This window comes from Paucibacter sp. XJ19-41 (genome assembly GCF_028462495.1).
In the GTDB taxonomy this organism is placed as follows: domain Bacteria; phylum Pseudomonadota; class Gammaproteobacteria; order Burkholderiales; family Burkholderiaceae_C; genus Roseateles_E.
The window spans coordinates 15,083-32,971 of record NZ_JAQOWX010000064.1 but is presented as its reverse complement, the minus strand read 5'-3'; the positions used below and the strand labels follow the sequence as shown (position 1 = coordinate 32,971).

Genomic DNA, 17,889 nt, shown 5'->3' with positions numbered 1-17,889 from the left:
GCGCTCCGAGAAACTCGGAGCGCTTTGCTCTTGGCGCCCTTCGCAGCCGTTTTGACACGGACTGCGCGGGTCCCGTTTCTGCTGAGTCAGGGTGCGCGTTCAGTCGCGCTCGCCGCCGAAGATGCCGAGCAGGGACAGCAGGCTCTGGAACACGTTGTAGATGTCCAGGTAGATCGCCAGGGTGGCCGAGATGTAGTTGGTCTCGCCGCCATCGATCACGCGCTTGATGTCGTACAGCATGAAGGCCGAGAACACCGCCATCGCCAGCACCATCACGGTCAGCATCAGTGCCGAGGACTGCAGGAAGATGTTCACCAGGCCGGCCACCAGCAGGATGATGGCGCCGACGAACAGGAACTTGCCCATGCCGGAGAGGTCGCGCTTGATCACGGTGGCCAGGCTGGCCATCGCGAAGAAGATCGCGCCGGTGCCGCCGAAGGCCATCATGATCAGTTCGCTGCCGTTCTTGAAGCCCAGGATCTGGGCCAGCAGGCGCGACAGCATCAGGCCCATGAAGAAGGTGAAGGCGAGCAGGGCGAGCACGCCAGTGCTGCTGTTCTTGGTCTTCTCGACGACGAACATCAGGCCGAAGGCGCCAACAAAGAACACCAGGGTGCTCATGCCCAAGCCGAGGCTGGCCATGATGCCGGTGGATACGCCGACCCAGGCGCCCAGCACGGTGGGCACCATGGACAGGGCCAGCAGCCAGTAGGTGTTGCGCAGCACGCGCTGGCGTTCGACCGCAAGGCCGCCGCCGAGGGCGCTGCCGTATTGGGTTTGCAAGCTGTCGTTCATCACAATCCTCCAGAAAAATGTCGGTTGAGAGTCCAGTTTTTCTTTGCAATTATTCTAGTCAGCACGGGCTGGCTGCGCAGCCATGCCGGGGCAGGGCTTGCACCAGGGCGGCAGGCAGTTTTGCATTCCCGCGCAGCAATACCGCAGGCCGCTGACGCTAAAGTGCGGCTCTTCGCCAGGATTTCAACACCATGAAGCAAAAACCCTTTCTGAGCCTTGACGATGTCAAGCGCATCGCCGCCGCCGCCGAAGCGGAGGCCGTCAGCCACAACTGGGCCGTCACGATTGCCATCGTCGATGATGGCGGCCATCTGCTGTGGTTGCAGCGTCTTGATGGCGCGGCCGCCATTTCGGCCCAGATCGCGCCGGCCAAGGCCCACACGGCGGCCTTGGGTCGCCGCGAATCCAAGGTCTACGAGGACATGATCAACCAGGGGCGCATGTCATTCCTGAGCGCGCCGGGCCTGAATGGCTTGCTGGAAGGTGGCGTGCCCATCGTGGTTGACGGTTTCCATATCGGCGCCGTCGGCGTCAGTGGTGTGAAATCGACCGAAGACGCGCAGATCGCGCGCGCTGGCATCGCCGCGCTGGGCTGATACACGCCGAGACCGATGCGCAAGCCCCGGCCTGCCGGGGCTTGCTTGTTTTTGGCGTACTGGTTTTGTTGTCAACTTCGTGTCAAAGCGCAAGGCTTTGCCTCCGTGATAACCCTGGTCGGTTATACTCAGCAGGTTTACCCGCAACCTACCGCTACCCTAGCGAAACTCCTCAGTTTCCTCAACCGGACTCAAGCTCATCAGCGTGATGGAGCCGAGCTGGGCGTGCGCACAATAAACGGAGTTCCCCGTGCTGCCCGATCTGCTCTCCTCCCCCAAAGCGATCCTTGCCCTGGCAGACGGTACGGTCTTCAAAGGCTCCTCGATCGGCGCAGCCGGTCACACAGTCGGCGAAGTGGTGTTCAACACCGCGCTCACCGGCTATCAAGAAATCCTCACCGACCCCAGCTATTGCCGGCAGATCGTCACCCTGACGTATCCGCATATCGGCAACTACGGCGTCAATGACGAGGATATCGAGGCGTCGAAGGTCCATGCCGCAGGCCTGATCATCAAGGAGCCGCCCGTCCTGGACTCCAACTTTCGCAAGACCCGCAGCCTCGTGCAGTACCTGCGCGACGAAGGCACGGTGGCGATTGCCGACATCGACACCCGACGTCTGACCCGCCATCTGCGCACGACCGGCGCACAGAACGGCTGCATCATGGCGCTGGCCGCCGGTGAGGCGATCACCGAGGCGCTGATCGCCGAGGCAGTGCGTCTGGCCCAGGCCGCACCCAGCATGGCCGGCCTCGATCTGGCCAAGGTCGTCACCGCGAGCGAGTCGCACAGCTGGACCCAGACCGAGTGGAAGCTGGGCACGGGTTATGGCGAGCTGACGCAGCCGCGCTTTCATGTCGTCGCCTACGATTTCGGCGTCAAGAGCAATATCCTGCGCATGCTGGCTTCGCGCGGCTGCAGGATCACGGTGGTGCCGGCGCAGACCCCCGCCAGCGCGGTGTTCGACCTGGAGCCGGACGGCATCTTCCTGTCCAACGGCCCTGGCGACCCGCAGCCCTGCGACTACGCGATCAAGGCGGCGGCCGAGCTGATCGAGTCGGGCATCCCGACTTTCGGCATCTGCCTGGGTCACCAGATCATGGCCCTGGCCAGCGGTGCGAAGACTTTCAAGATGAAATTCGGCCACCACGGCGCCAACCACCCGGTCAAGGATCTGGATAACGGCCGTGTGTCCATCACCAGCCAGAATCATGGCTTCGCGGTCGAGGCCGACTCGCTGCCGGCGAATCTGCGCGCGACGCATATCAGCCTGTTCGACGGCACCTTGCAAGGCCTGGCCCGTACCGACAAGCCGGCCTTCTGCTTCCAGGGTCACCCGGAGGCGAGCCCCGGCCCGCACGACATTTCCTATCTCTTTGATCGCTTCATCGGTCTGATGGCGAAGGCTTGATTGATCATGGCAAAACGTACTGACATCAAAAGCATCCTGATCATCGGCGCCGGCCCGATCATCATCGGCCAGGCCTGCGAGTTCGATTACTCGGGCGCCCAGGCCTGCAAGGCGCTGCGCGAGGAGGGCTACAAGGTCATTCTCGTCAACAGCAATCCGGCCACCATCATGACGGACCCGGACACGGCCGACGTCACCTATATCGAGCCCATCACCTGGCAGGTGGTCGAGAAGATCATCGCCAAGGAGCGCCCCGACGCGGTGCTGCCGACCATGGGCGGCCAGACCGCGCTGAACTGCGCGCTGGACCTGCACAAGCACGGCGTGCTGGCCAAGTACAACGTCGAGATGATCGGCGCCAATGAGAAGGCGATCGAGAAGGCCGAGGACCGCCTGAAGTTCAAGGACGCGATGACCAAGATCGGTCTCGATTCCGCGAAGTCCGGCATCGCCCACTCGATGGAAGAGGCGCTGGCGGTGCAAAAGCGCATCACGGCCGAGATCGGCGGCACCGGCTTCCCGATGGTCATCCGCCCCAGCTTCACGCTGGGCGGTACCGGTGGTGGCATTGCCTACAACCCGGAAGAATTCGAAGAGATCTGCAAACGCGGTCTGGATCTGTCGCCGACCAATGAGCTGCTGATCGAAGAGTCGCTGATCGGCTGGAAAGAGTACGAGATGGAGGTGGTCCGCGACAGCAAGGACAACTGCATCATCGTCTGCGCGATCGAGAACCTGGACCCGATGGGCGTGCACACCGGTGACTCGATCACGGTCGCCCCGGCCCAGACCTTGACCGACAAGGAATACCAGCTGCTGCGCAATGCCTCGATCGCGATCCTGCGCGAGATCGGCGTCGACACCGGCGGCTCGAATGTGCAGTTCTCGATCAATCCGAAGAACGGTCGCATGACCGTGATCGAGATGAATCCGCGCGTGTCGCGCTCCTCGGCGCTGGCCTCCAAGGCCACCGGCTTCCCGATCGCCAAGATCGCCGCGAAGCTGGCCGTGGGCTACACCCTGGATGAGCTGAAGAACGACATCACCGGCGGCGTCACGCCCGCGTCCTTCGAGCCCAGCATCGACTACGTCGTCACCAAGATCCCGCGCTTTGCCTTCGAGAAGTTCCCGATGGCGGACTCGCGCCTGACCACGCAGATGAAGTCGGTCGGCGAGGTGATGGCCATGGGCCGCACCTTCCAGGAATCGTTCCAGAAGGCCTTGCGTGGCCTGGAAACCGGCATCGACGGCCTGAGCGAGCGCTCGACCGATCGCGAAGAGATCGTGCAGGAAATCGGCGAGCCCGGCCCCGAGCGCATCCTGTTCGTGGCCGATGCCTTCCGCATCGGCATGAGCATGCAGGAGGTGTTCGAAGAGACGGCCATCGACCCCTGGTTCCTGGCCCAGATCGAACAGCTGGTGAAGATTGAGATGTCGCTGGCCGGCCGCGCGCTGGCCTCGCTGTCGACCGACGAGCTGCGCCTGCTGAAGAAGAAAGGCTTCTCGGACAAGCGCCTGGCCAAGCTGCTGGGCACGAACCAGCACGAGGTCCGCGCCGCGCGCCACGCGCAAGGCGTGCGCCCGGTCTACAAGCGCGTGGACACTTGCGCCGCCGAGTTCGCGACGCAGACCGCCTATATGTACTCGACCTATGAGGAAGAGTGCGAGGCCGAGCCGACCACCAAGAAGAAGATCATGGTGCTGGGTGGTGGTCCGAACCGTATCGGCCAGGGCATCGAGTTCGACTACTGCTGCGTGCATGCGGCGCTGGCGATGCGCGAGGACGGTTACGAGACCATCATGGTCAACTGCAATCCCGAGACCGTCTCGACCGACTACGACACCTCGGATCGCCTCTACTTCGAGCCGGTGACGCTGGAAGACGTGCTGGAAATCGTCGCGCTGGAAAAGCCGGTCGGCGTGATCGTGCAGTACGGCGGCCAGACGCCGCTGAAGCTGGCGCTGGACCTGGAACGCGCCGGCGTGCCCATCATCGGCACGACACCGGACTCGATCGACATCGCCGAGGACCGCGAGCGCTTCCAGAAGCTCTTGCACGAACTGGGCCTGAAGCAGCCGCCGAACCGCACCGCGCGTACCGAAGAGCAGGCTGTGGCCCTGGCCAACGAGATCGGCTACCCGCTGGTGGTGCGTCCGAGCTATGTGCTGGGCGGCCGCGCGATGGAGATCGTGCACGGCGACAAGGACCTGGAGCGCTATATGCGCGAAGCGGTGCGTGTCTCCGACAAGTCGCCGGTGCTGCTGGATCGATTCCTGGAGGACGCGGTCGAAGTCGATGCTGATTGCATCTCGGACGGCAGCGAGGTGATGATCGGCGGCATCATGGAGCACATCGAGGCGGCCGGCATCCACAGCGGCGACTCGGCCTGCTCGCTGCCGCCCTACACGCTGTCGGTGGAGATCCAGGACGAGTTGCGTCGCCAGACCGCAGCGATGGCCAAGGCGCTGAAGGTGGTCGGCCTGATGAATGTGCAGTTCGCGATCCAGGGCGATGTGACCGGCGGCCTGGACCAGGCCACCGTCTATGTGCTGGAGGTGAACCCGCGTGCCTCGCGCACCGTGCCCTTCGTCAGCAAGGCGACCGGCCAGCAGCTGGCCAAGATCGCCGCGCGCTGCATGGCCGGCCAGAAGCTGAAGGACCAGAAGGACCGCCTGGGCCGTGTGCCGGCCGAGGTGATCCCGCCTTACTTCAGCGTCAAGGAAGCGGTCTTCCCCTTCAACAAGTTCCCCGGCGTCGATCCGATCCTGAGCCCGGAAATGCGCTCGACCGGCGAGGTGATGGGCGCAGCCCGCACCTTCGGTGAAGCGATGCTGAAGAGCCAGCTCGGCGCCGGCTCGCGCCTGCCGCGCCAGGGCAATGTGCTGATCACGGTGAAGAACAGCGACAAGGCCCGCGCCGTCGCGGTGGCCAAGGACCTGCATGCGCTGGGCTTCGGCGTCGTGGCGACCAAAGGCACGGCGGCAGCGATTGCCGAGGCCGGTGTGCCGGTGCGTGCGGTCAACAAGGTCAAGGACGGTCGGCCCCATATCGTCGACATGGTCAAGGGCGGCGAGATCCAGCTGGTTTTCACGACCGTGGATGAGACCCGCACCGCCATCGCCGACAGCCGCTACATCCGCCAATCGGCACTGGCCAACCGCGTGACCTACTACACGACCATGGCCGGCTGCGAGGCTGCGGTCGAGGGCATGAAGCACCAGGACGGTCTGCTGGTGCAATCCCTGCAAGAGCTGCACGCCGAACTGGTCTAAACTTCCGCTCCAGATACCGCCGCCGCGCCTCAGGGCTTCCTGAGCGGCGGCGGCTTCATTTTGTTTTCAAGGTTTGTTGAATATGGCCACTGTCCCTTTGACCGTCTACGGCGCTGAAAAGCTCAAGGAAGAACTGCATCGACTCAAATCGGTCGAGCGGCACGCCGTGATCCAGGCCATTGCCGAAGCCCGCGCCCAGGGCGATCTGTCCGAGAACGCCGAGTACGAGGCGGCCAAGGACAAGCAGGGCTTCATCGAAGGCCGCATCCTCGAAATCGAAAGCAAGCTGGCGGCGGCGCAGATCATCGACCCGGCCGGTGTCGATGCCGGCGGCCGCATCGTGTTCGGCACCACGGTCGATCTGGAAGAAGAAGCCAGCGGCGCCGAGGTGACCTACCAGATCGTCGGCGACGACGAGGCCGACCTGAAGATCGGCAAGATCTCGATCAGCTCGCCGATCGCCCGTGCCTTGATCGGCAAGGAAGCCGGCGATGTCGCCGAGGTGCAGGCGCCCGGCGGCGTCAAGCGCTACGAGATCGTCGAAGTCCGCTACGTCTGAGTCGTGCTGTACCGCAGCCGCGCCGTGCTGGCCGCCCTCTGGGGCGGTCTTTTGCTTTGCATCGCCTTCGTGGCGGCTCCCAGCGCGTTTGCGGTGCTGGAGCGCTCGCAGGCAGGCTTGCTGGTCGGGCGGCTGTTTGCGCTGGAGGCCTATATCAGTCTGGCGGCGGGTCTGCTGCTGATGATGATGGAACGGCGCCTCGGCCGGGATGGCGGCGGCCCGGTGTTCTCGGTCGCGATGCTGTTGCCGGCCGGGGCCTTGTTCTGCACGGTGGCCGGCTACTTCGGGCTGCAGCCGCTGATGGCCGCGGCGCGGGTAGGGCAGGGCGGCTGGTCATTCATGACGCTGCACGCCCTGTCTTTCGGCTTTTATGGGGCCAAGACCTTGCTGGTGCTGGTCCTGGCCTGGCGCGCCAGCAAGGAATCCGGTCAGTCTCAGTCCTGAACCAGTTTCTTGACGCTGGTGATGCGCCGCTTGGCGCGCTTGATCTCGCCGCCTTGGGCGACGCGCTGGTTGCCCAGCACTTGCAGCTTCTTGACCTGGGGGCGGTGGTTGCCACTCTTCGAGAACTTGACGATCTTGACGACGCGCGGGCCCAGGCGGCCATCGCTGCGCTCGGCCTGCTCCTTCTCGGGAATCGGGCGCCACAGCACCAGCAGCTTGCCGATGTGCTGGATCGGCGCGGCGTCGAGTTCGTTGGCGAGGATCTGCAGCATGCCCTCGCGGCCGGCACGGTCGTCGGAGAACACGCGCACCTTGATCAGGCCGTGGGCCTTCAAGGCGTGGTCCACTTCCTTGGTGACGGCGGGCGTCAGGCCGTCGCCACCTATCATGACCACGGGGTCCAGGTGATGGGCTTCGGAGCGTTTTTCCTTGCGCTGGGCAGGAGTCAGTTGAATTGCGGGCATACCCTATTATCGGTGCAAGATGAAAATTCAGACAAAAAGTAAAAAGGTCAATAAGGCGTGGCTGCACGGGCATATCAATGATCCCTATGTGAAGCTGGCGCAGAAGGACGGATTTCGCGCCCGCGCGGCCTACAAGCTCAAGGAGATCGACGAAGAGCTCAAGCTGATCCACCCGGGTCAGGTGGTTGTCGATCTGGGGGCCTCGCCCGGTGCCTGGAGTCAGTACCTGCGTCGACGCTTCGCACCCAAGGAGGCGGGTGTCGGCGGCGCGGCGGTGGGGGCGCTCAACGGCACCATCATTGCGCTGGATCTGCTGGACTTCGAGCCCATCGAGGGCGTGCACTTCATCCAGGGCGATTTTCAGGAAGAGGCGGTGCTGCAGCAACTGGAGGCCGCGCTGGCCGGCCGGCCGGTCGATCTTGTGGTCTCGGACATGGCGCCCAATCTATCCGGCATCGAGGGCGTGGATTCGGCGCGTGTGGCCGGTCTGGTCGAATTGGCCATCGATTTCGCGCAGCAGCATTTGAAGCCCGAGGGCGCGCTGGTGGCCAAGGTCTTCCACGGCAGCGGTTACAACCAGCTGCTGGACGCCTTCAAGAAGGGCTTCAAAAAGGTCAAGACCCTCAAGCCCAAGGCCTCGCGTGACCGCTCGTCCGAGACTTTTCTGATCGGTATCGGTCTGAAATGAGTGTCAGGCTTGGCAATCTCTATCGCCCTGCATGGGAAAGCCAATCAAGTGCAGGGCTTGACTGCAATAGAATCAACCCCATATGCCGTGCAAGAGTCGTCGTTGGTGCGACTCAGCGTGTTTGGAATTAAGGAGTCGCGGTGAACAATCAGTGGTTCTCGAAGGTAGCTGTTTGGATGGTGATCGCCCTGGTGCTGTTCACCGTCTTCAAACAGTTTGATCGGGGCGCGGCTCAGGGCAACCAGATCGGTTACTCCGACTTCCTTGAGGAAGTGCGCGCCAAGCGAGTCAAGCAGGTCACCCTGCAAGAAGGCAGTGGTGGAACCGAAATCATCGCCATCACCAATGACGATAAGCGCTTGCGCAGCAATGCCACCTATCTGGACCGCGGTCTGGTGGGTGACCTGATCAACAACGGCGTCAAGTTCGATGTCAAGCAGCGCGAGGAACCTTCGCTGCTGATGAGCCTGCTGGTCAGCTGGGGCCCGATGCTGCTGCTGATCGGCGTCTGGGTCTACTTCATGCGCCAGATGCAAGGCGGCGGCAAGGGCGGCGCGTTCAGCTTCGGCAAGAGCAAGGCCCGCATGCTGGACGAGGCGAACAACTCGACCACCTTCGCCGACGTCGCCGGTTGCGACGAGGCCAAGGAAGAGGTCAAGGAGCTGGTCGACTTCCTGAAGGACCCACAGAAGTTCCAGAAGCTGGGCGGTCGCATCCCGCGCGGCGTGCTGCTGGTCGGCCCTCCGGGCACCGGCAAGACCCTGCTGGCCAAGGCCATCGCGGGAGAGGCCAAGGTGCCGTTCTTCAGTATCTCGGGCTCGGACTTCGTTGAAATGTTCGTCGGCGTCGGCGCGGCCCGCGTGCGCGACATGTTCGAGCAGGCCAAGAAGAGCGCCCCCTGCATCATCTTCGTCGACGAAATCGACGCGGTCGGTCGCCATCGTGGTGCCGGCCTGGGTGGCGGCAATGACGAGCGCGAGCAGACGCTGAACCAGATGCTGGTCGAGATGGACGGCTTCGAGACCAATCTCGGCGTCATCGTGATGGCCGCGACCAACCGTCCGGACATTCTGGACCCCGCACTGCTGCGCCCAGGGCGCTTCGATCGCCAGGTCTATGTGACCCTGCCGGATGTGCGCGGTCGCGAGCAGATCCTGAACGTGCATATGCGCAAGGTGCCGGTCGGTCAGGACATCCGCGCCGACATCCTGGCCCGCGGCACGCCCGGCTTCTCCGGTGCCGATCTGGCCAATCTGGTCAACGAGGCGGCCCTGTTCGCCGCGCGCCGCAGTGGTCGCGTGGTCGAGATGGTCGACTTCGAGAAGGCCAAGGACAAGATCATGATGGGCCCCGAGCGCAAGTCCATGGTCATGCCCGAGGAAGAGCGCAAGAACACCGCCTATCACGAGGCCGGCCATGCCCTGGTCGCCCGCCTGATGCCCAAGACCGATCCGGTCCACAAGGTCACGGTGATCCCGCGTGGCCGTGCGCTGGGCGTGACGATGCAGTTGCCCGAGGGCGACCGCTACAGCATGGACAAGGAGCGCATGCTCTCGACCATTTCGGTGCTGTTCGGCGGCCGGATTGCCGAAGAAGTGTTCATGAACCAGATGACCACCGGTGCGTCGAACGACTTCGAGCGTGCCACGGCGATCGCCCGAGATATGGTGACCCGTTACGGCATGACCGATGAGCTAGGCCCGATGGTCTATGCCGAGAACGAGGGCGAGGTCTTCCTCGGCCGCTCGGTGACCAAGACCACCAGCATGTCCGAAGAAACCATGCGCAAGGTGGACTCGGTGATACGCCGCATCATTGACGAGCAGTACACGATTGCTCGCAAGCTGATCGAGGACAACACCGACAAGATGCACGCGATGGCCAAGGCGCTGCTGGAATGGGAAACCATCGACGCAGACCAGATCGAGGACATCATGGGCGGCAAGCCACCGCGCCCGCCCAAGGATTGGACGCCGCCGTCCGGTGGCAACAAGCCGGATGGCACACCCCCGACCGTCAACGCCGATAGCGCGCCGGCAGCAGCCTGATTTTTCGACGCATGTCCAACGGGGCCGTCTGCAGAGACGGCCCCGTTTTCAATTCCGAAGAGTGCCTACCCATGCTGTGGCAGACCACCCGCTACACGATCGATCTGAGCCGGCCCCGTGTGATGGGCATCGTCAATGTCACGCCCGATTCCTTTTCAGACGGCGGCCAGCATGGCGAGGCGCGCAGCGCGATCGCGCATTGCGAGCGCTTGGTGAAAGAAGGGGCGGACATTCTCGATATCGGCGGCGAGTCGACCCGGCCCGGCTCCCAAAGCCTCGCGCCGCTGGACGAATGGACGCGCATCGAGCAGGTGCTCAAAGCCGCGCTGAGCCTGGGGGTGCCGGTCTCGGTCGATAGCTGCAAGACCGAGGTGATGCGCCGCGCGCTGGATCTGGGGGTGGACATCGTCAACGATATCCAGGCCTTGCAGGGGCCGGGGGCCTTGGCCCTGCTGGCCGCGCAAGCCCGGACCGGCGTCTGCCTGATGCATATGCGCGGCGAGCCCAGCACGATGCAAGGCCTGACCGACTATCAGGACCTGGCGGGCGAGGTGCTGGCCTTTCTGGCCGCACGGGCACAGGCGGCGTGCGATGCCGGCATTGCGGCGGCGCGCATCTGTCTGGATCCGGGCTACGGCTTTGCCAAGACCGCGGAGCAGAACTTCGAGCTGCTGCGCGATCAGGCCCGGCTGCTCGATCTGGGCTATCCGCTGCTGATCGGCTGGTCGCGCAAGGCGGCCCTGGGCAAGGTCACCGGGCGGGCGGTCGGCGAGCGGGTGCCGGCCAGTGTGGCGGCGGCCCTGGTGGCCGTCGCTCGTGGCGCGCGCGTCCTGCGTGTGCATGATGTCGCGGCCACCAGCGACGCCTTGAAGGTCTGGGCGGCAGCCCAGGGGCCCGGCCTGAACGACAATAGTGCCCACTAAGAATTCCAGGAGATGCTCCCGATGAGCCGTATGTATTTTGGAACCGATGGCATCCGCGGCACCGTGGGCCAGTCGCCGATCACGCCCGACTTCATGCTTCGCCTGGGTCATGCGGTGGGCCGGGTCCTGCGCAAGGAGATGTCGCGACCCAGCGTGCTGATCGGCAAGGACACCCGGATCTCGGGCTATATGCTCGAATCCTCGCTGGAAGCGGGCTTTGCCTCGGCCGGTGTCGATGTCTGGCTGACCGGGCCGCTGCCGACGCCCGGCGTGGCCTACTTGACTCGTGCGCTGCGCCAGCAACTGGGCGTCGTGATCAGTGCCTCGCACAACCCCTTCTCGGACAACGGCATCAAGTTCTTCTCGTCCAAGGGCGAGAAACTGCCCGATGCCTGGGAGCTGGCGGTCGAGCAGGCGCTGGAGGAAGCGCCGTCCTGGGTTGACTCGGCCAATCTGGGCCGGGCGCGGCGGCTGCAGGATGCGCGCGGCCGCTATATCGAGTTCTGCAAGAACAGCTTCGGCCCCGACCTGAGTCTGCGAGGCCTGAAGATCGTCGTTGATGCGGCCCATGGGGCGGCCTATCACGTCGCCCCCGATGTGTTTCACGAACTCGGTGCCGAGGTCATCTCGATCGGCTGCAGCCCCGATGGCTTCAATATCAATGCCGGTTTCGGTGCCACCGCGCCGGCCGCCCTGGTCAAGGCGGTCGAGGAGCATGGCGCTCACTACGGGGTCGCGCTCGATGGCGATGCCGACCGTCTCCAGCTGGTCGATGCCCAAGGCCGGCTCTACAACGGCGACGAGCTGCTGTATGTGATGGTGGCCGACCGGCTCAGCCAGGGCCAGCGTGTACCCGGCGCGGTCGGCACGCTGATGACCAATATGGCGGTCGAGCTGGCCTTGAAGGCGCGCGATGTCGATTTCGTGCGAGCCAAGGTCGGTGATCGCTATGTGATGGAGGAGCTGGCCGCACGCGGCTGGCAGCTCGGCGGCGAGGGCTCGGGCCATCTGCTGGCGCTGGACAAGCACACGACCGGTGACGGCATTGTCAGCGCCTTGCTGGTGCTGCAGGCGGTCAGCCGCAGCGGCTGCAGCCTGGCCGAGCTGCTGGCTGGTGTCGAGCTGTTCCCGCAGACGCTGATCAATGTGCGTTTGCAGCCCGGTCAGGACTGGAAGAGCAATGCCCGCCTGGCCCAGGAGCAGGCCGAGGTGACGGCCGATCTGGGCGCGCGTGGCCGGGTGCTGATCCGGGCTTCGGGTACCGAGCCGCTGCTGCGCGTGATGGTCGAGGCCAGCGATGCGCAACTGGCCCAGCAATGTGCGCAGCGACTGGTGGACGCCGTCAAGCTCTGAATAGCCGTCTCTGATGCGCAAAAGCCCCCGCAGCGCAGGCTGCGGGGGCTTTCTTCTGGGGTCGGCCTTGCTTACTTCTTCGGCGGCATCAGCACGCGATCGATCACATGCGCCACGCCGTTGGTGGCCTTGATGTCGGAGCGCTGCACCATCGCATCTTCGACGGTGACGAAATCGCCGGCCTTGGCCAGGGCCACATTGGCGCCTTGCAGGGTCTTGGCGTTGCCGGGCTTGATGTCGGCGGCGCTCAGCTGGCTGCTCAGGATGTGATAGCTCAGCACGGCCTTGAGCTGGGCGTTGTCCTTGGCCAGCGCCTCCAGGGTCTTGGCCGGGACGGCCTTGAAGGCCTCGTCGCTGGGCGCGAACACGGTCAGTGGTCCGCTGGCGCGCAGGCTGTCGCGCAGGCCGGCCTGGTCGACCAGGCGGTTGAAGGTGCTCAGCTGCGGATCGCGGCCCAGCGTATCGGCCAGCGGGGCCGGTGCGGGCGCGGTGGCGCAGGCGCTCAGGCCCAGAGCCAGTGCGGCCAGGGCCAGGAATTGGGTGGGTTTGTTCATCTCAAGGTCTCCGGTCCAGGGCATCAGGCCCAGCGGCACGGACTGTAGGCAGGCTATGTGACGGAACGGTGAATTGATTGTGACAATGATATTGACTCGCTATGAGGGCCTGGAGAGACTCCACGAACGACTGTCGTTGTCACCGAGTCGTCATATTCAAGTCATAGGATTGCGCCCATCGTCAACCAAGCACCGATAGGTAACTCATGAACTTCGTATACGTGAACAAGGGTCTTGTTTTTGCGGCCGCTGCAACACTGGCACCCTTGGCCATGGCCCAGGATGTGACTGGTGCTGGCGCGACCTTCCCGGCGCCGGTTTATGCCAAGTGGGCCGATGCTTACAACAAGGCCAGCGGCGCCCGCATCAATTATCAGTCGGTCGGCTCCGGTGCCGGCATCCGCCAGATCAAGGCCAAGACGGTGGATTTTGGCGCTTCCGATATGCCGATCAAGGACGAGGAACTGGCCAAGGACGGCATGATCCAGTTCCCCACCGTGATCGGCGGCGTGGTGCCGGTGGTCAATATCAAGGGCATCACCCCGGGGCAGATCAAGCTGACCGGTCAGGTGCTGGGCGACATCTATCTGGGCAAGATCACCAAGTGGAACGATGCGGCCTTGACCGCGCTGAACCCTGGCGTCCCGCTGCCCGATGCGGCCATCGCCGTAGTTCGCCGTGCTGACGGCTCGGGAACCTCTTTCATCTTCACCAATTATCTGTCCAAGGTGAACGAGGAGTGGAAGAGCAAGGTGGGTGAGGGCACGGCCGTGAACTGGCCGACCGGCGCCGGCGGCAAGGGCAATGAAGGCGTGGCCGCTTTCGTCCAACGCCTGCCGAACTCGATTGGTTATGTCGAGTACGCCTATGTCAAGCAGAACAAGATGACCTACACCTTGATGCGCAACAAGGACGGTCATTTCGTCACCCCCAATGATTCCGCCTTCAAGGCCGCTGCGGCAGGTGCTGACTGGACGAAGTCGTTCTATCAAATCACGACCGAGCAACCTGGCAAGGATGCTTGGCCGCTGACCAACCCGACCTACATCCTGATGTACAAGACCCAGGAGAAGCCGGCCAGCGCCGCCGCCAGCCTGAAGTTCTTTGACTGGGCCTTTGCCAACGGCGACAAGATGGCCGACGATCTGGACTACGTGCCGTTGCCGGACAGCGTCAAGGCCCTGGTGCGCAAGCAGTGGGCCGACAACCTGAAGGACGCTTCGGGCAAGGCCATCACTTACAAGTGATTCTGAACTGAGCAGTGCCAGCAGCCCGGCAGTCAACGCTGTCGGGCTGTTGTCGAATCTGCCGCCGACTTTTCAACGCCTGACTCCCAGGAGGCCCCGTGGCCGCAATACTCCCAGCCAACAACTTCGAGTCCGGTGATCGTCCGGCAGAGCGGGTCCAGCCCCAGGGCAGCCCGCCGCCGCGTCGCCGCGTCGCGCCCTGGGCCGACACCGTGTTTTCGCTGCTCGCCCACAGCGCCGCCTGGCTGACGCTGGCGCTGCTGGTGGGCATCATCGTCTCGCTGCTGATCGGCGCGGCGCCGGCCATCCAGGAATTCGGCCTGGGCTTTCTGTGGACCAGCGAGTGGGACCCTGTCCAGGAGAAGTTCGGCGGCCTGGTGATGATTTATGGCACGCTGATGACTTCCTTCATCGCGCTGCTGATCGCGGTGCCGGTGAGCTTCGGCATCGCGCTGTTCTTGACCGAGCTCTCGCCCAACTGGCTGCGTCGGCCGCTGGGTGTCGCGGTCGAGCTCTTGGCCGCGGTGCCATCCATCGTCTACGGCATGTGGGGCCTCTTGGTGTTCGGCCCCATCCTGGCCACCTATGTGCAGCAGCCGCTGCAGGCGATGCTGACCGGCGTGCCCTATCTGGGCGCGCTGGTGTCGGGCCCGCCGGTGGGTATCGGCATCCTGTCGGCCGGCATCATCCTGGCCATCATGATCATTCCTTTTATCGCTGCCGTGATGCGCGACGTCTTCGAGGTCACGCCGCCGATGCTGAAGGAAAGCGCCTACGGCCTGGGCGCGACCACCTGGGAGGTGGTCTGGAAGATCGTGCTGCCTTACACCAAGACCGGTGTGGTCGGCGGCATCATGCTGGGCCTGGGCCGCGCTCTGGGCGAGACCATGGCCATCACCTTCGTGATCGGCAATATGAACCAGTTGGACTCGCTGTCGGTGTTCGAGGCGGCCAACAGCATCACCTCGGCGCTGGCCAATGAGTTCGCCGAAGCCGGCGAGGGCTTGCATCAGGCTTCGCTGATCTACCTGGGCCTGGTGCTGTTCTTCATCACCTTTGTGGTGCTGGCCTGCTCCAAGGTGCTGCTGTCGCAACTGAAGAAGAACGAGGGAGCGCGGTCATGAGCGTCACCACCATCTCCGCCCTGGATGCCAAGCGCCTGGCCATGCATGCCAAGCGCAAGCGGGTCAATGTGATTGCCCTGGTCCTGTCGCTGGCCGCGATGGCCTTCGGCCTGTTCTGGCTGATGTGGATCTTGTTCGAGACCGTGCGCCTGGGCATAGGCGGTCTGGCGCTGGCCACCTTCACCGAGATGACCCCGCCGCCGCAGGCCGAAACCGGCGGCCTGGCCAATGCCATCTTCGGTTCGGTCGTGATGGTCGGTCTGGCCACCGCGCTGGGCACGCCGGTCGGCGTTCTGGCCGGTATCTACCTGGCCGAGTACGGCCAGAAAACCTGGCTGGGCAGCACGGTGCGTTTCATCAACGACATCCTGCTGTCGGCGCCGTCTATCGTCGTGGGCCTGTTCATCTACGCGGTCGTGGTCGCCAAGATGAAGAGCTTCTCGGGCTTTGCCGGCATCCTGGCGCTGGCGCTGATCGTGATCCCGGTCGTGATACGCACCACCGAGAACATGCTGAGCCTGATCCCGAATGCCTTGCGCGAGGCCGCCTATGCGCTGGGCACACCGAAGTGGAAGGTCATCATGTCGGTGACCCTGAAGTCGGCCCGCGCCGGTGTGCTGACCGGCATCTTGCTGGCCCTGGCACGCATCTCGGGCGAGACCGCGCCGCTGCTGTTCACCGCGCTGTCCAACCAGTTCTGGACCTCGGACCTGGGTGCGCCGATGGCCAGCCTGCCGGTCACGATCTTCAAATTCGCGATGAGCCCCTATGAGAACTGGCAGAAGCTGGCCTGGGCGGGCGTGTTCATCATCACCATTGGCGTGCTGCTGCTGAATATCCTGGCGCGCGTGCTCTTCAAGAACAAGCATTAAGAGGGCTTACCCATCATGGATGCAAAAGTCGACATGCCCATCACCGAGCGGGCCAAGCTCTCGGTCAAGAACCTGAACTTCTACTACGGCAACTTCCATGCCCTGAAGAACATCAATCTGGACATTCCGGAAAAGAAGGTCACCGCCTTCATCGGCCCCTCGGGCTGCGGCAAGTCCACCCTGCTGCGCACGCTGAACCGCATGTTCGAGCTCTATCCCGAGCAGCGCGCCGAGGGCCAGATCCTGCTGGACGGCAACGATATCCTGACCAGCCGCGACGATGTTTCGCTGGTGCGTGCCAAGATCGGCATGGTGTTCCAGAAGCCGACGCCGTTCCCGATGTCGATCTACGACAACATCGCCTTCGGCGTGCGTCTGTTCGAGACGCTGCCGCGGGTTGAGATGGATGAGCGGGTCGAATGGGCGCTGAAGAAGGCGGCCTTGTGGAACGAGGTCAAGGACAAGCTCAACCAGAGCGGCTCGGGCCTCTCCGGTGGCCAGCAGCAGCGCCTGTGCATTGCCCGCGGCATCGCGATCAAGCCCGAGGTGCTGCTGCTCGACGAGCCTTGCTCGGCGCTGGACCCGATCTCCACCGGCAAGATCGAGGAGCTGATTCACGAGCTCAAGAGCGACTACACGGTGGCCATCGTGACCCACAACATGCAGCAGGCGGCGCGCTGCTCGGACTACACGGCCTATATGTACCTGGGCGACCTGATCGAGTTCGGCCCGACGGCCGAGCTGTTCATGAAGCCCAAGCGCAAGGACACCGAAGACTACATCACCGGCCGCTTCGGCTGAGCCAGGGAGACACACCATGAGCGACAAGCATCTCTCAACCCAATTCGATGCCGAGCTGAGCGGCATCTCGACCCGCGTGCTCGAAATGGGCGGCCTGGTCGAGGCCCAGGTGGCGCAGGCGGTCAACGCGCTGACCACCTTCAGCGGCGAGATTGCCAGTGTCGTGCTGCAGACCGAGGAGCGCGTCAACGCGATGGAAGTGGAGATCGATCGCGATCTGTCCAGCATCATCGCGCGCCGTCAGCCCACGGCCCGCGATCTGCGCCTGCTGATCGCGATCTCCAAGACCATCGCCAATCTGGAGCGCGTCGGTGACGAGGCCGCGCGCATCGCCCGCACGGTGCAGCGCCTGATCAACTCCGGCGTTTCGAGCCGGCTGCGTCTGCCGATGTCGGACCTGGCCTTCGAGGCCGATCTGGCCGTGGCCCTGCTGCGCAAGGCGCTGGACGCTTTTGCGCGCCTGGATGTCGAGCGTGCGCTCGAGGTGCTGAAGCAGGACGACCAGATCGACAAGGAATTCGATGGCCTGCTGCGCAAGCTGATCACTTACATGATGGAAGACCCGCGCACCATCTCCACCTCGATCGACATGGTCTTCGTCGCCAAGGCGATCGAGCGCGTCGGCGACCATGCCAAGAACCTGGCCGAGGTCATCATCTATGTGGTCAAGGGCACCGATGTGCGTCACAACACGCCCGAGGCGGTTGAGACCATGGTGCGCTGAGGCCCGGAGCAGA

At 63.9% G+C, this 17,889-nt stretch carries 17 protein-coding genes; 14 read left to right on the top strand and 3 right to left on the bottom strand.

What is annotated here, in order from left to right:
• Positions 1-99: 99 nt before the first annotated feature.
• Positions 100-795 carry a Bax inhibitor-1/YccA family protein gene (locus PO768_RS16930; RefSeq protein WP_272646984.1) on the bottom strand — a complete coding sequence of 232 codons (696 nt, stop codon included), beginning with the start codon at positions 793-795 and terminating at the stop codon, positions 100-102.
• A 191-nt stretch (positions 796-986) separates the two neighbouring features.
• On the opposite strand from PO768_RS16930, the gene PO768_RS16925 reads away from it, so the two are divergent.
• The 5 genes from PO768_RS16925 (at position 987) to PO768_RS16905 (ending at position 7,078) form a co-directional block, all read left to right on the top strand.
• Positions 987-1,391 carry a GlcG/HbpS family heme-binding protein gene (locus PO768_RS16925; RefSeq protein WP_262973788.1) on the top strand — a complete coding sequence of 135 codons (405 nt, stop codon included), beginning with the start codon at positions 987-989 and terminating at the stop codon, positions 1,389-1,391.
• A 250-nt stretch (positions 1,392-1,641) separates the two neighbouring features.
• Positions 1,642-2,802 carry a glutamine-hydrolyzing carbamoyl-phosphate synthase small subunit gene (carA, locus tag PO768_RS16920; protein WP_272646983.1) on the top strand — a complete coding sequence of 387 codons (1,161 nt, stop codon included), beginning with the start codon at positions 1,642-1,644 and terminating at the stop codon, positions 2,800-2,802.
• 6 nt (positions 2,803-2,808) lie between these two features.
• On the top strand, positions 2,809-6,075 hold the full coding sequence (gene carB, locus PO768_RS16915) for a carbamoyl-phosphate synthase large subunit (protein ID WP_272646982.1): 3,267 nt from the start codon (positions 2,809-2,811) through the stop codon (positions 6,073-6,075).
• Positions 6,076-6,157: 82 nt separating this feature from the next.
• Complete coding sequence (gene greA / locus PO768_RS16910) at positions 6,158-6,634, top strand: transcription elongation factor GreA (protein ID WP_137945580.1); 477 nt, start codon at positions 6,158-6,160, stop codon at positions 6,632-6,634.
• Between the two features lie 3 nt (positions 6,635-6,637).
• A complete protein-coding gene (locus tag PO768_RS16905; RefSeq protein ID WP_272646981.1) occupies positions 6,638-7,078 on the top strand; it encodes a DUF4149 domain-containing protein in 441 nt (146 codons plus the stop codon).
• Here the strand turns inward: PO768_RS16905 and PO768_RS16900 are convergent.
• Positions 7,069-7,542, bottom strand: a complete 474-nt coding sequence (locus PO768_RS16900) for a YhbY family RNA-binding protein (RefSeq protein WP_272646980.1) — start codon at positions 7,540-7,542, stop codon at positions 7,069-7,071. The genes PO768_RS16905 and PO768_RS16900 overlap by 10 nt on opposite strands.
• Positions 7,543-7,561: 19 nt before the next feature.
• On the opposite strand from PO768_RS16900, the gene PO768_RS16895 reads away from it, so the two are divergent.
• The 4 genes from PO768_RS16895 to glmM all read left to right on the top strand — a co-directional run bounded on the left by PO768_RS16895 (position 7,562) and on the right by glmM (position 12,554).
• Positions 7,562-8,230: an RlmE family RNA methyltransferase gene (locus PO768_RS16895; RefSeq protein ID WP_262973783.1), complete on the top strand. Its 669-nt coding sequence runs from the start codon at positions 7,562-7,564 to the stop codon at positions 8,228-8,230.
• A 140-nt stretch (positions 8,231-8,370) separates the two neighbouring features.
• On the top strand, positions 8,371-10,278 hold the full coding sequence (gene ftsH / locus PO768_RS16890) for an ATP-dependent zinc metalloprotease FtsH (RefSeq protein WP_272646979.1): 1,908 nt from the start codon (positions 8,371-8,373) through the stop codon (positions 10,276-10,278).
• A 71-nt stretch (positions 10,279-10,349) separates the two neighbouring features.
• Positions 10,350-11,201: a dihydropteroate synthase gene (folP, locus tag PO768_RS16885; RefSeq protein ID WP_272646978.1), complete on the top strand. Its 852-nt coding sequence runs from the start codon at positions 10,350-10,352 to the stop codon at positions 11,199-11,201.
• A gap of 21 nt (positions 11,202-11,222) precedes the next feature.
• A complete protein-coding gene (glmM, locus tag PO768_RS16880; RefSeq protein WP_272646977.1) occupies positions 11,223-12,554 on the top strand; it encodes a phosphoglucosamine mutase in 1,332 nt (443 codons plus the stop codon).
• A gap of 71 nt (positions 12,555-12,625) precedes the next feature.
• Here glmM and PO768_RS16875 read toward each other — a convergent pair whose 3' ends face one another.
• Positions 12,626-13,108 (bottom strand): fasciclin domain-containing protein, encoded by a 483-nt coding sequence (locus tag PO768_RS16875; protein ID WP_272646976.1) that lies wholly within the window; start codon positions 13,106-13,108, stop codon positions 12,626-12,628.
• Positions 13,109-13,314: 206 nt separating this feature from the next.
• Between PO768_RS16875 and pstS the strand changes: the two genes are divergently transcribed.
• The 5 genes from pstS (at position 13,315) to phoU (ending at position 17,876) form a co-directional block, all read left to right on the top strand.
• Entirely contained in the window at positions 13,315-14,355 is a 1,041-nt protein-coding gene (gene pstS / locus PO768_RS16870; protein WP_272646975.1) for a phosphate ABC transporter substrate-binding protein PstS, read from the top strand.
• A gap of 107 nt (positions 14,356-14,462) precedes the next feature.
• Entirely contained in the window at positions 14,463-15,479 is a 1,017-nt protein-coding gene (gene pstC / locus PO768_RS16865; protein ID WP_272646985.1) for a phosphate ABC transporter permease PstC, read from the top strand.
• Positions 15,476-16,351 (top strand): phosphate ABC transporter permease PstA, encoded by an 876-nt coding sequence (pstA, locus tag PO768_RS16860; protein ID WP_272646974.1) that lies wholly within the window; start codon positions 15,476-15,478, stop codon positions 16,349-16,351. Before pstC ends, pstA begins: the two co-directional genes overlap by 4 nt.
• Positions 16,352-16,366: 15 nt before the next feature.
• Positions 16,367-17,152 (top strand): phosphate ABC transporter ATP-binding protein PstB, encoded by a 786-nt coding sequence (pstB, locus tag PO768_RS16855; protein WP_137945591.1) that lies wholly within the window; start codon positions 16,367-16,369, stop codon positions 17,150-17,152.
• Between the two features lie 16 nt (positions 17,153-17,168).
• Positions 17,169-17,876 (top strand): phosphate signaling complex protein PhoU, encoded by a 708-nt coding sequence (gene phoU / locus PO768_RS16850; RefSeq protein WP_272646973.1) that lies wholly within the window; start codon positions 17,169-17,171, stop codon positions 17,874-17,876.
• Positions 17,877-17,889 lie beyond the last annotated feature (13 nt).

Bases quoted from the DNA above. Each gene is read 5' to 3' on its own strand.
- greA (WP_137945580.1), top strand. From the start codon at position 6,158: ATGGCCACTGTCCCTTTGACCGTCTACGGCGCTGAAAAGCTCAAGGAA.
- pstA (WP_272646974.1), top strand. From the start codon at position 15,476: ATGAGCGTCACCACCATCTCCGCCCTGGATGCCAAGCGCCTGGCCATG.
- PO768_RS16925 (WP_262973788.1), top strand. From the start codon at position 987: ATGAAGCAAAAACCCTTTCTGAGCCTTGACGATGTCAAGCGCATCGCC.
- PO768_RS16930 (WP_272646984.1), bottom strand. From the start codon at position 795: ATGAACGACAGCTTGCAAACCCAATACGGCAGCGCCCTCGGCGGCGGC.
- pstS (WP_272646975.1), top strand. From the start codon at position 13,315: ATGAACTTCGTATACGTGAACAAGGGTCTTGTTTTTGCGGCCGCTGCA.
- PO768_RS16900 (WP_272646980.1), bottom strand. From the start codon at position 7,542: ATGCCCGCAATTCAACTGACTCCTGCCCAGCGCAAGGAAAAACGCTCC.
- carB (WP_272646982.1), top strand. From the start codon at position 2,809: ATGGCAAAACGTACTGACATCAAAAGCATCCTGATCATCGGCGCCGGC.
- phoU (WP_272646973.1), top strand. From the start codon at position 17,169: ATGAGCGACAAGCATCTCTCAACCCAATTCGATGCCGAGCTGAGCGGC.
- PO768_RS16875 (WP_272646976.1), bottom strand. From the start codon at position 13,108: ATGAACAAACCCACCCAATTCCTGGCCCTGGCCGCACTGGCTCTGGGC.
- PO768_RS16895 (WP_262973783.1), top strand. From the start codon at position 7,562: ATGAAAATTCAGACAAAAAGTAAAAAGGTCAATAAGGCGTGGCTGCAC.
- folP (WP_272646978.1), top strand. From the start codon at position 10,350: ATGCTGTGGCAGACCACCCGCTACACGATCGATCTGAGCCGGCCCCGT.
- pstB (WP_137945591.1), top strand. From the start codon at position 16,367: ATGGATGCAAAAGTCGACATGCCCATCACCGAGCGGGCCAAGCTCTCG.
- glmM (WP_272646977.1), top strand. From the start codon at position 11,223: ATGAGCCGTATGTATTTTGGAACCGATGGCATCCGCGGCACCGTGGGC.